Raw genomic sequence first — 12729 nt, forward strand, 5'->3', positions numbered from 1 at the left:
AGTAAAATGTCAAAGGATACAAGGAAGGAAATTATTATAACGAGGACTATCAAATGATAGAAAATAGCTTTGCTATCACGTCCACATTTGTGGCGTATTTAATCATCATGGTTGCCATTGGCATTTATGCGTATAAGAGGACTTCTAACTCATCTGATTACTTCCTGGGTGGTCGTAGTTTGGGCCCATGGCCTGCGGCACTTTCAGCAGGTGCGTCAGATATGAGTGGCTGGCTGCTATTAGGTCTGCCTGGTTACGCGTATGCTGCAGGTATTGAAGCACTTTGGCTGGCTGGTGGTCTGCTTATCGGTACATGGGCAAACTGGCTGATCAGTGCAAAACGTCTGCGTACATACAGCATCCAAACGGATGCGCTAACGTTGCCAGAGTTTTTGTCACGCCGATTCAATGATACTTCAAAACTGATTCAGACTATCTCTGCGTTTTTCATTCTTCTATTCTTCCTTTTCTACACCAGTTCTGGTTTAGTCGCCGGTGGTAAGCTGTTTGAAACCGTATTTGGCCTTGATTACACGTACGCGGTAATTATTGGCACATTATGCGTGGTTTCTTACACATTGTTTGGTGGTTTCCTAGCGGTATCCTGGACTGACTTAGTGCAAGGATTGCTGATGGCAGCGGCATTGATGATTGTGCCAGTCGCGGTAATGGAAGGTGGTTTCAGCCAACTTTCGTCAGATATGTACAATATTAACCCTGAACTGCTTACGCTGTGGAATGACGTGAAAGGCGAACCGCTATCGGCCATTGCTATTATCTCTCTCGCCGCTTGGGGTCTGGGCTACTTTGGTCAGCCTCACATCCTGGCTCGTTTCAAAGCAACACGTTCAAATAGAGATCTTTCAACGGCACGTCGTATTGCTGTAGGCTGGACTGCTCTGTCTATGGCAGGTGCATTGCTTGTGGGTCTTGTTGGGCTCGTGTGGGTAACTGGTCATCCGGGTACGCAACTTGAAGATGGTGAGAAAATCTTCATGCTACTCGTGAACACTGTGTTCCACCCAGTTATCGCAGGTATTCTGCTTGCGGCGATTCTTGCAGCCGTAATGAGTACAGCGGATTCTCAACTTCTTGTTTCTTCTTCGGCATTAGCGGAAGATTTCTACAAGCAAGTGTTTAAACCAAGTGCTTCTTCAGAAGAAATCGTAATGGTTGGCCGCGTCGGTGTGATCGTGATTTCCTTGCTGGCACTATTCCTGGCAATGACACCAGACAGTTCAGTATTAGGTCTTGTTTCTTACGCTTGGGCAGGCTTTGGTGCTGCATTTGGCCCTGCTGTTGTACTTAGCCTGTACTGGAGTGGTATGAACCGTCACGGTGCGCTAGCGGGCATTCTGACCGGTGGTGTCACCATCGTAGTATGGAAACAGCTGTCTGGCGGTTGGTTCGATGTGTACGAAATTGTACCGGGAATCATCTTATCTACCATTGCGATTGTTTTGGTTAGCAAACTGACTGGCGGAGCTGCGCACGACGTACTTGAGCAACACAAATCATACAAGCAGAAATTAATTGATTTAGACTAATCGATTTCCGCAGATTGAACCAATAGAGCCCGCTTTGATAGTGGGCTTTATTTTTATCTGCTTCTCGCGCCTGAAACCGCTTTATGACGCCGCCTGACAATTCTTATTCCCCATCGATGTCATCCTCAATTTTACTCAATGTCATACTTTGCTTTGGTTTTCATATGGACAAAAATTGTAACCAGGAAAGTGCTATATCATTGAATAAAAAGTGAAAGTCCGTATAAAAACCTTGCCAACCGTGTGAATCATTCAATTAAATCAGCAAAAAACTAACATTGCGGTGACAGTTAATTTGTAAATAGCTAGTTAAAATAGTGCTGGGTAACAATAAGTTATGTGTAATTTTCCGTATTCTGACATCAATAGGCACTGATATTTAAAAAAGTGGAACAAAAGTTGATATCTGACCAATGTCTCAGTTTTTTGATACGTTGAGACTATTTTTTGAAGATGGTACACAAAACTGGAAAGTGTGTTTTTTAATGTGGAATTATTTTGAACAAAATATGTCAATTATCAGTAGCCACAGAAAATGATGGGAGAGAATTAGATGCCGGAAATATATTGTTCAGCTTGTAGAAAGTCGACTCAACACAAGGTCATTATGAGACGTTGTGATTCACAACCGGGTGAGACGTTCACAGGGAAAGTGCTGAGCTTTACACAGTTGATGGCAAAATTTGTATCGGGAGAGCACTATTATGAAATGGAACCTCAGTACTATTGCCGACGCTGTAACCATCGCGCTATTGGTGAAGTGGTTTCACATCCAACAAGACAAACATCGGCAATCGTATAACGTACGTTAGTGTTTACACTGGGTTTGTTTCAGAACATGAAAAAGGGGTATCTTAGCGAGCTCTGATCTCATGTCTTTGTGAAATACATGGATGCTATTCACAAGCCTAAAAAGTTTTGTGCGTCAGAGGTAGGTTCAACATTACTTCTCCCTCAGTAATGGTTTCTCTGTACCACTTTCGAGTCGAATTTGTGTCTTCTACAAAATCTCAATTCTTATTAGGCGCATTTCTTTACCTCCACACATATGGCAGTGTCGACGCGATCTGAGTCTATTCGTCTCTGTCGTAGGGAGACGCCGTGCAGTGTCTGCTTTTTGTACCCAGCCAAAATTAAAATAAAGCCGATTTCACACGTTATTCAATAGTCAGTTTGCAAATGAAGCGCTAGCGATTAATGTGAAGCTCCATAAGTTGTGATTAGGGTGTCATTGATGAGTTATCAATTGGACAGGATTGACTTACATATTTTGAGAGTGCTTCACTCACGAGGCCGAATTCCAGTTGTTGAGCTAGCAAAGCTGATAAATTTAACCACCTCTCCTTGTTCTGATCGGGTCAAAAGGTTAGAGAAGGAAGGTTATATCAACGGTTACCATGCCGAACTTAATGCTGAAAAGCTAGGACTGGACGTACAGGTATTCATTCACATCCGTCTCGATCAAACCAGCTTCTCGATTTTTGAGAAATTTGCCAGGGCGGTTGAGCTAATGCCAGAAATCGAAGAGTGCTATTCGCTTTCTGGGGACTTCGATACCATGATCAAGGTTCGAGTCAAAAGCATGAAAGCTTATCAGGAATTCATGTCAAGTAAGCTTGGGACGTTGCCTGGAGTGATTCAGACGCGCAGTGAAGTGGTGATTGAAGAACATAAAACCGGGTTTGGAGTGAACCCAGAACTGCTTGGGTAAGCTTGCGCGAATATAATGTTAAAAAGGAGCGATGTCGCTCCTTTTCTGTGTTGCCCAGCATATTGGGCTATTAGCCACTGATTAGTGTGGTCAGTATTCCTATCAAACCGCCAAAGACGCCGCCCCAAACAACAAGCCAGCCTAAGTGTTCTTTGATCATCCTTTGCACCATTTCCTTAACGAGCACAGGTGTCAGCTCACTGAGACGCTGGTCGATAATGCCTTCGATGTTTTGTTTGATCTCATCCATCATAGCTGGGGATTCAAATTGTTCTTTCAATGCTTCCTTCACAGAGTCACTTTGGCTGAGCTCTACTAAAGATTGCTGCATTTTCTCAACGAAAGGTTGTTTCATTGGCTGAAGTGCCTCTGCGCCACCAAACATAGCCAGCATGCCACCAAACTGAGAGCCCTCGATGACTTCAACCAACGAGTCAAATGCAGGGTTGAAATCGACTTTATCAATCACAGGCTGAAGATTAATGCTTGCGCCACCTGCCATCTCTTTATTCAAAAAGCGATCAATATTGGCTGCAGTAAAGAACTGCTCCATCATCAGGTTTTTGATCGCAAGTTTGAATTCTTCAAATCGTGCAGGGATGACGCCAGATCCATATAACCCGGGTACTTTTTCAAACAGCATGTGAATAGCGAGCCAGTTGGTAATAGCACCAGAAAATGCGAACAAACCAGCATACCAAAGATAGTGGTTTTGAAGTTGATGGCCAGCACCCATCAAAATTATTGCGAGGACATTAGTTAACAAACTTTTGTTCATAGTGATCAAATATGTATGAATTTAGGAGGAACGACGTGGGCCTGATTTTATACCTAAATCACCTCGAGATTCTAGGTTCAGCGAGAATGTCTTGGTTCACAGACGCAGCAACGCTCTAAATCCTATATATCCAAGTAAGGTTGAGCTGCAATGAGTGTGAGGCTGGTGAAGAGATGGCAAAAGAAAACCCGACAGTCATTGTCGGGTAACACTGCTTTTTCTTAGGAAAACTAAGAGTAAATTTTATTTTTTATATGCGGTAGATCTTACTACAGAGTTGGCATTTCCATTTTGCTGTGTATCCAAATAGCTTGTCAGCCCAACTCGGTTTTACTTGTACTATCTGCATTGAACCACATTTACACATAAGCTAATTACCTTCTTATAAGTTTAAGTGCCCGCTACCATTTGTCGTGGTTTGGGTTGAACCAGCCATCCATTGAGTATAGTTGTTTATCAAAAAGTGAAGGGACAAATACAGTCAGTTGCCTTTGTACGGTTTTTAGCTCTCTCAGCAGAGTGAAAATAAAAGCTGACTTACGGCTTCTTGAGAGTCTTTCTTAACATAAATAGGTGAAATTGAGAGTTCATACTTTTAGTTGAAAAAATCCTAATTTTCCCTCTGATTTCCTGAATTTTTATTCAAGTTTTCAGGTTTTTTATTGTTCTTTCTATATTTGATGTTTCTTGAGTTTAAATTCAGTTCAATGCTGAATCGTGTATATCTCTAAGCTAACTTCGTGTTATTAGCTATAATTTAGGTTATTGACACTGTTTTTTCCGATTTGTAACCCGCTTAACACAAAATTTTTAGTCTGTGAGGTGGAAAATAATTTTCCTGCATTTTTTGATTTTGACAGTGAAAATTACTTTTGTGCCAATGAAATAATCGTAAAAACAGTAAAACCTTGCTTAACAATGTATTTACAATCTCCTCATTCTAGTGATAAGGACGTATCGGATGCTATTACACGAGTCAGTACCCCAATTTGCTAATGGGAACGAAGAAAGCGCATTTAGTGCTCTGCGCCATACCGCAAACTGCGTAGTGATGGTGCCACCTAAAGAATTTCGATTTAACGAAGAAACAGCAAAAGACAATGAGTTTCAGAACCAGGTGTCACTTAGCCAAGAACAAGTCTCACAAAAAACAATGGCTGAATTTGCTGCAATGGCTGCAACGTTGCGTCAGGAAGGTGTTCAGGTCGTGGAATTTGATTATCCGCTGTCTGATGTCGCGACGCCTGATGCTGTATTCCCGAATAACTGGTTTAGTACGACGTGTGACGGAACCTTGTACACATTCCCGATGGCATGCGAAAACCGTCGAAAAGAAGTACGTCCGGAAGCTTTAATTGCAGCACTTACGCGAGCTGGCCGAGAAGTACATAAGCAAAGCAGTTTGACTGAATACGTGAATGATCATGCGTTTTTAGAAAGTACTGGTGTGATGATTTTCGACCACTTCAACAAGGCGGTTTATGCGGCACTTTCCCAGCGCTGTGACCGTTTAGTTCTGGAAGATTATGCAAATCGTATTGGCTACGATCGCGTGATCTCATTCCAAACACGTCTACCGTCTGGATCGCCTATTTATCATACAAACGTGATGATGGCGGTAGGTGAGCAATTTTGTGTTATCTGTGATGAAGTGATCCCTGAGTTTGAGCGCCGTTTTGTATTGAAATCATTAGCGAAAGACAAACAAGTGATCTCAATTTCGATTGACCAGATGAACCAGTTCTGTGGCAACATCCTTCAACTGGAAACTGTGAACGGCGATAAGGTGATTGCTATGTCTCAATCGGCGTACGAGGCATTTTCTCCAGCACAAAGAAATCAACTGGCGACACATGGTAAATTGCTGCCATTTGATGTTTCAACTATTGAATCTATCGGTGGTGGTTCTGTTCGCTGTATGCTGGGTGAAGTCTTCTTACCAAGCCGTAAAACAGCTCTGTAAGTACTCACTAACCTTTTGTCGATGAATCGATTTCGCCAACCTTTTATGGTCGGCGAAACCGTTTCTATCTGGCGTAAATTGTTTTACAGCCGTACCACCTTGCAAAAAAAGGGCGAACAGCATTCTGTTCACCCTTTTCAATGATTTCCAAGATATCACTTATTGTTGCGTTGAACTCATCGCATCTTCGATCGTTTTCGTCATGTCAAATGTCGTGCTTCCTTGCGTTGGGGGATACTCCACCAGGCTCTTCACATGTTCTTGAACCATTTCACTTACCGGCGCAAGCAGCCATGAAATTTTCTGAGCTAAGTGGCCGTTTGAATCTATCGAATCATAGCTTTCAAATGGATCGGCGCGTAAGTTGTACACTTTAGGTTTGTTAAGTGTGACTAGGTTGTCGTAGTAATGTTCTGCAACGGCGAAGTGGAACTTCCAAGGCCCGACACGCACAGCTGACAGCTGACCTTCGAAGTAATAAAAAATGGATTTACGAGCAGAGTGATCAGATTCTCCTTTCCAATACGCTAAGTTATCAACACCGTCGATGTACTGTTTCTTCTCTTTGATCATTTTTTCGTTAACATCCTTGACCCCAGCGGCCGAGGCTAACGTAGTAAACAGATCCTGGTGTCCTTGAATACCGTTCAAAACTTGCCCCGCAGGAATCGCGGCAGGCCATTTAACCATCGTCGGTACTCTTACCCCACCTTCATAGGTGGTCATCTTTTCAGCACGGAATGGTGTTGTACCGCCGTGTGGCCACGATGAGTGCTCTGGGCCGTTATCTGTTGAATAGATAATAATCGTGTTCTCGGTTAAGCCCCTTTTATCTAGTTCTGCCAATAAATATCCAATGTCGGCATCGTGTTGCAGCATGCCGCTGCCATAGTAGTCAAATTCACTGGTGTATTTCTCGGCGGCGTAGCGCCACTTGTCATCTAAACGTGTATACAAGTGCATGCGACTGGTATTGATCCAAGTAAAGAATGGCTTGTCGTCTTTAACGGATTGGTCGATAAACTTGATCGCCGCTGGGAGCATTTCCTCACGGTCAAAATTCTTCATTCGTTCATTACCCAGAGGGCCAGTATCGGTGCATTTTTGTTTGCCGATCTCTCCGAATCTAGGTTCAACGGTTTTGTCTTCTTTCTCAGTTGCATAGCAATGAAGGACGCCACGAGTTCCAAATTTTTTCGCATACTCTTCAACCGAGCCGGAGTATTCTTTAGCAAAATTTTGGTAGTCCCTTTGTTCGTGTTCTTCTTGCGTGTTCAAGTGGTACAAGTTACCGAAAAATTCATCAAAACCATGAACGGTTGGTAGTGCAAAATTGTGGTCTCCCAGGTGGTTTTTACCAAACTGTCCTGTCGCGTAACCCGCTTGTTTTAAAACTTCGGCTAAAGAAGGGGACTCTTTTTTGAGTCCTAATTCACCACCGGGAAACTGCACGGTAGTCATCCCCGAACGAATAGGGTATTGACCGGTAATAAATGCCGCTCGGCCCGCGGTAGAACTTGGTTGGGCGTAGTGATCGGTAAACATGATGCCTTCGTTGGCGATACTGTCGATGTTCGGTGTTTTGTATCCCATCGTACCCATGCCGTACGCACTGACGTTTTGCCATCCAATATCATCGCCAAAAATGACCACAATGTTTGGCTTGTCTGCGGCTAGAGCAGTCACTGGTAATGCTGCACCTATCATTGCTGCGATTGTTTTGATTTTCATACATTAATTTCCATATGCTACTGACTGTCTAAGTCAGTATAGTGCAAGGATTTTATTCGGTTTGAATTTGAATATTTTTTTGGAATTTTTGCAGGCGAGGCACGTTAGGCTCGCAAATATTTTCAATGAGTCGTGTTTTTAAGACAGAGGGAACGTGAAGATATATTACGATTTTAGATATTTTAAAGAATCTGATTATTTTATGATGTAAGTACTTACTATTTCTTTAAGCATTAAAAAAGCCAGCAGATAGAGGTCTGCTGGCAAAGTCTTTGGGCTTCTTTTCTTTTTATTCCAGAAGTGCTGGAGATTAACTTTGTTTACGAATCAGGTAGTCGAACGCGCCTAAGCTTGCTTTTGCACCTTCACCCATCGCGATAATGATCTGTTTGTAAGGTACGGTCGTTGCGTCACCCGCTGCAAACACACCTTCCAGGCTGGTTTCACCGTGGCTACCGATTTCGATCTCGCCACGTGGAGACAATTTCACATCGGAATCTTTCAGCCACTCGGTGTTAGGAACTAAGCCGATTTGGACGAAGATGCCTGACAGTTCTAGCTGTTTGATTTCATCTGTGTTGCGGTCTTTGTATTTCAGGCCAGTTACGCGTGTGCCATCACCCACAACTTCAGTCGTTTGTGCCATCATAATGATGTCGACGTTTGGTAGTGAGTTTGCTTTATTGATCAGTACCTGATCAGCACGTAAAACATCAGCAAATTCAAGGACTGTCACGTGTTCTACGATACCAGCAAGGTCGATCGCGGCTTCAATACCTGAGTTACCACCACCGATAACCGCTGTCTTTTTGCCTTTGAATAGCGGGCCATCACAGTGTGGGCAGTATGCTACCCCTTTATTGCGGTATTCTTGTTCACCAGGAACATTCATTTCGCGCCAGCGAGCACCTGGGCTCAGAATAACACTCTGACTCTTAAGAGTTGCGCCGCTTTCTAACTGAATGTGGATGAGACCATCTTCAGTGTGTGCTGCGCCCATCAGCTTTTTAGCTTGTTGTTCAGTCACAATATCTACTTCGTACTCTTTCAAGTGTTCACCAAGAGCCGCTGCCATCTTAGGGCCTTCAGTGTGTTTCACCGAGACAAAGTTTTCGATCGCCATGGTATCCATAACCTGACCACCAAAGCGCTTAGCAACAACACCAGTACGGATGCCTTTACGTGCTGCGTAGAGTGCCGCTGCACTACCACCAGGGCCACCACCTACAACAAGAACGTCGTACGGTTCTTTTTCATCCAGCGCTTTTGCTGCTTTCTCGCTCGCGCTGTCGTCGACTTTGTTCAGGATTTCTGTAAGAGACATACGGCCTTGACCAAACAGCTCACCGTTAACGAATACGCTTGGTACGGCCATGATATCGCGCTGTTTGACTTCGTTCTGGAACAAGGCACCGTCGATCATGGTTGCTTTCACTTTCGGGTTAATCGCAGCCATCATGTTAAACGCCTGAACAACGTCCGGACAGTTCTGGCAAGACAGAGAAATAAAAATTTCTACATTCAGTTCTTTGTCTAGCGCTGCGATTTGTTCAATCACTTCTGTTTCTAGCTTGATCGGATGACCACCAGAATGGAGAAGCGCAAGCACTAGTGATGTAAATTCATGACCCATAGGCAGGCCTGCAAAGCTAAGTGCTGTGCCTTTCGTTGGGTTAGTTACCGTCATGACTGGTTTACGTTCGCTGGCCGCGTCATCACGAACAACAGAAATAAAGTCGCTCATCTCTGCGATTTGATTGGCCAGGGACAGAATATCGTTCGCTGCTTTGCTTTCATCTAGGCTAACCACTAGACGTACGTCTTCTTTTACATTAGCCAGATATTGTTTGAGTTGTTGTTGGATCGCTTGGTCTAACATAGTCGTTATTACCTTTTAATAAACAGAAGAGTGGTTACTCTGGATAAAAACAAGAGGAGAGAGCAAACCAGGAAGAAGGTCGTCAAGGTATCTAACCCGGATTGCTCTCTTAAATCTTTAATTAGGTTTCGGTTCGTAGACTGAACCGGAGTTGGCTAGCCTAGAATTAGATTTTGCCTACTAGGTCTAGAGAAGGAGCTAGAGTTTCTTCGCCTTCTTTCCATTTAGCTGGGCAAACTTCGCCTGGGTGTGAAGCTACGTATTGAGCCGCTTTCACTTTGCGTAGTAGGTCTTCTGCGTCACGGCCGATGCCTTCAGCAGTGATTTCCATTGCCTGGATAACACCTTCTGGGTCGATTAGGAAAGTCGCACGGTCTGCAAGACCCTGACCTTCACGCATTACGCCGAAGTTGTTTGTGATGTTGCCAGTCTGGTCGCCAAGCATGTAGTAGTTGATTTTGCCGATAGTCTCAGAGCTGTCGTGCCATGCTTTGTGAGTGAAGTGAGTGTCAGTTGAAACTGAGTACACTTCAACGCCACGGCTTTGTAGCTCTACGTAGTGGTCTGCTAAGTCACCTAGCTCGGTCGGACAAACGAATGTAAAGTCAGCTGGGTAGAAGAAGAATACCGCCCACTTACCTAGAACATCCTGCTCTGTTACTTGTACGAATTCGCCTTCTTTAAACGCTGTAGCTGTAAATGGTTTGATTTTAGTATTGATCATTACTTTACTTTCCTTTCGGTTATTTTTGGATTAGCAAATCTTGCTGTCGGAAAGTATATTCGCACCTCAGTCAGATTTAAGAAAATCGCTTTTGGCTATCTTATTGATAGCCGATTCCTATTTTTCTAAATAGAAAAAACCTATTACGCCTCTGTTGTTGCAATGACTCATTGGGTTTTACTTTTTGCGCATCTGTGCTGGTGCGGTGTCTAAATCTGATGCATAAAAAAACCTGCATATGCAGGTTTATATTGATTTATCAGGATATTAACTAACAAGGTTATCCCAATGTAGCCAATAGTTTGTTGCACAAGTTCTTTAATGTAATCAGTTCATCCAGTTCCAATGTTATTTTGCAGGATATGGCGTTGGGAACCGATTTAGCGCGTGTTTTTAACTGTTTTCCTTCCTCGGTTAGGTTCAAGACCCGCACGCGCTCATCTGTTTCACTTCTGCCTCTGGTGACGAATTTTTTTGCTTCAAGTCGCTTTAACAATGGTGTCAGGGTGCCTGAATCTAAATGAAGGCGCGACCCTAACTCTTTTACACTAGCGCCGTCTTGTTCCCACAGAACCATCATCACCAGATATTGAGAGTAGGTGAGTTCCAACTCATCTAACAGTGGGCGATAGGCACGAATCACGGCATTCGCAGCGCTGTAGAGCGGGAAGCAAACTTGATTCTCCAGCAAAATTTTCTCATCGTTGTTCAACGGATTTTCTGTGTAGCACTGATTCATGGGGTTGGCCTATCTGATCACTTTGTGTTGGTATCAAAATAAATTGTGCACAATATAGTTGCAAGTTATCTTTGTTTCGATATAAGATTGCAAGCAATTAAATTGCACACAACTTAAATTGGAAGGGGATATTCGTATGGTGACGTTATACAAAACTCAAGCAACGGCTCTTGCTGGTCGTAATGGTCAAGTGAAAACCAATGATGGTCTATTGTCTCTCGACTTAGAATATCCGAAAGAAATGGGTGGCACTGGTGCAGCAACAAATCCTGAGCAACTGTTTGCTGCGGGATACTCGGCGTGTTTTTCTAACGCGATTTTACACGTTGCGCGTGAAGCTAAAGTGAACCTCAAACAGGCGCCAGTAACGGCAGAAGTCGGTATTGGTCAGAATGGCAACGGCGGTTTTGCTTTGACAGTGAGTCTGGCGGTTGAGTTGGATTTACCTCAAGAACAAGCGCTTGAGCTGACTCGTACTTCGCATCAGGTTTGCCCATACTCAAATGCGGTACGCGGTAATATCGATGTGGCAGTAACGGTGAATGGTGAAGCAATTTAATTGAGTTGGAATGCTTAAATCAGATAAAAAAGCCTGCATAATCGCAGGCTTTTCGGCTATTTGATGGCAGTGCAGAAACTAACATCTGCATGGTGAGTTTGTGGGTCAAAGCTATGGTAAAGTTCGAAGCAAGGACGATCATCATTTTCAATGCCAGACTCAATCACTTTACTCATCAAATCATCCCACGCTTTTGAGTATTGGTTGTTTTCCGTGATGTGTTGACGCATGACTGCGTATTGACCACCAGGAAAGTCTTGCAGCTCAATGCCACTTGGGACTTCGGTGCTTTCAGGCACCATCAAACAGATGTCCGTTCGACATTTCTCGTTGGGTGTGATTTCTGGGTTATCGTGGTAAATAAAGATGCAGGTATTGCCTGCAAGACCTTTCATGCCAGCCCATTGATACAGGCGACCTGCTGGCTCTTCATAGCCTTCGCCGTAAGGGCCATTCACGCGAATGTACGCCAGTTTGGTGGATTCAAAGTGTTGCGTTTCCATAATAATGTTCCATGTTGTGAGTTCAGAGCCAGTATATGAATCGCTGGGATTTTCTTCGTTTCCATTCTTGCGCAACGTGTGTCCAATCTTGCTCTTTCGCGCTAATTCAGCAAACTGTTGGTAGTTTTCGCAATCGCGAAAGGCCGTTGGCGTCACGCCGTAATGTTGTTTGAAGGCTTTGGCTAAGCTTTGTGAGCTAGAAAAACTGTACTCTAAAGCAATATTGAGCACCGGTTGTTTGGATTTGAACAGGTCATCCGCTGCGGCTTCTAGTCTTAAACGTCGAATGAAATCGGCTAAGGTCTCGCCCTGTACGGCTTTAAAGGTACGATGAAAGTGATAGGGAGATAGGTTCGCTAACGCCGCCACTTCGAGCAGATTGAGAGGTTCGTTAAAGTGCTGTTCCAGATAGCGAATCACAGGAACGAGTCGTTTATGATAATCGACGCGCATTATTGGTTCATCCTTGTTTGATTTGCTCAAAGCGTATCGTAACAAGGCAAGCTTTCAAGGCTGTTATTGGATAAATGCGTCGCGGTCGGTTGTTTTCAATAAAGATATTGTTGTTCAACAATAGGTTAAGCCTCACACTGGT

11 protein-coding genes are annotated in these 12729 nt (G+C 43.7%); 5 read left to right on the forward strand and 6 right to left on the reverse strand.

Features of this window, described 5'->3' with window-relative positions; all coding sequences use genetic code 11:
- The first annotated feature begins 53 nt into the window (after nucleotides 1–53).
- The 3 genes from putP (at nucleotide 54) to ACWYU8_RS08420 (ending at nucleotide 3258) form a co-directional block, all read left to right on the forward strand.
- Nucleotides 54–1547 (forward strand): sodium/proline symporter PutP, encoded by a 1494-nt coding sequence (putP, locus tag ACWYU8_RS08410; protein WP_457518844.1) that lies wholly within the window; start codon nucleotides 54–56, stop codon nucleotides 1545–1547.
- Nucleotides 1548–2100: 553 nt separating this feature from the next.
- On the forward strand, nucleotides 2101–2349 hold the full coding sequence (locus ACWYU8_RS08415; protein ID WP_457518846.1) for a hypothetical protein: 249 nt from the start codon (nucleotides 2101–2103) through the stop codon (nucleotides 2347–2349).
- Nucleotides 2350–2781: 432 nt separating this feature from the next.
- Nucleotides 2782–3258: an Lrp/AsnC family transcriptional regulator gene (locus ACWYU8_RS08420; protein ID WP_457518848.1), complete on the forward strand. Its 477-nt coding sequence runs from the start codon at nucleotides 2782–2784 to the stop codon at nucleotides 3256–3258.
- Between the two features lie 70 nt (nucleotides 3259–3328).
- Here ACWYU8_RS08420 and ACWYU8_RS08425 read toward each other — a convergent pair whose 3' ends face one another.
- Nucleotides 3329–4036, reverse strand: coding sequence for a DUF445 domain-containing protein (locus ACWYU8_RS08425; protein ID WP_457518850.1), 708 nt, complete (start codon nucleotides 4034–4036; stop codon nucleotides 3329–3331).
- A gap of 961 nt (nucleotides 4037–4997) precedes the next feature.
- Between ACWYU8_RS08425 and ACWYU8_RS08430 the strand changes: the two genes are divergently transcribed.
- Complete coding sequence (locus tag ACWYU8_RS08430) at nucleotides 4998–5999, forward strand: arginine deiminase-related protein (RefSeq protein WP_457518852.1); 1002 nt, start codon at nucleotides 4998–5000, stop codon at nucleotides 5997–5999.
- 159 nt (nucleotides 6000–6158) lie between these two features.
- Here the strand turns inward: ACWYU8_RS08430 and ACWYU8_RS08435 are convergent, their stop codons facing one another.
- The 4 genes from ACWYU8_RS08435 to ACWYU8_RS08450 form a co-directional block, all read right to left on the reverse strand.
- Nucleotides 6159–7730, reverse strand: coding sequence for an arylsulfatase (locus ACWYU8_RS08435; protein WP_457518854.1), 1572 nt, complete (start codon nucleotides 7728–7730; stop codon nucleotides 6159–6161).
- Nucleotides 7731–8040: 310 nt separating this feature from the next.
- Nucleotides 8041–9609, reverse strand: a complete 1569-nt coding sequence (gene ahpF / locus ACWYU8_RS08440; RefSeq protein WP_457518855.1) for an alkyl hydroperoxide reductase subunit F — start codon at nucleotides 9607–9609, stop codon at nucleotides 8041–8043.
- A 166-nt stretch (nucleotides 9610–9775) separates the two neighbouring features.
- Entirely contained in the window at nucleotides 9776–10333 is a 558-nt protein-coding gene (gene ahpC / locus ACWYU8_RS08445; protein WP_457518857.1) for an alkyl hydroperoxide reductase subunit C, read from the reverse strand.
- Nucleotides 10334–10613: 280 nt separating this feature from the next.
- The gene (locus tag ACWYU8_RS08450; protein ID WP_457518859.1) at nucleotides 10614–11072 is read right to left on the reverse strand and encodes a MarR family winged helix-turn-helix transcriptional regulator; all 459 of its coding nucleotides are present in this window, start codon (nucleotides 11070–11072) and stop codon (nucleotides 10614–10616) included.
- Between the two features lie 136 nt (nucleotides 11073–11208).
- Here ACWYU8_RS08450 and ACWYU8_RS08455 point away from each other — a divergent pair, with 136 nt between their 5' ends.
- Complete coding sequence (locus ACWYU8_RS08455) at nucleotides 11209–11631, forward strand: organic hydroperoxide resistance protein (protein ID WP_457518861.1); 423 nt, start codon at nucleotides 11209–11211, stop codon at nucleotides 11629–11631.
- A 56-nt stretch (nucleotides 11632–11687) separates the two neighbouring features.
- Here the strand turns inward: ACWYU8_RS08455 and ACWYU8_RS08460 are convergent, their stop codons facing one another.
- Nucleotides 11688–12587, reverse strand: coding sequence for an AraC family transcriptional regulator (locus ACWYU8_RS08460; RefSeq protein WP_457518863.1), 900 nt, complete (start codon nucleotides 12585–12587; stop codon nucleotides 11688–11690).
- Nucleotides 12588–12729: the final 142 nt, after the last annotated feature.

It is taken from the genome of Vibrio limimangrovi, assembly GCF_054064025.1.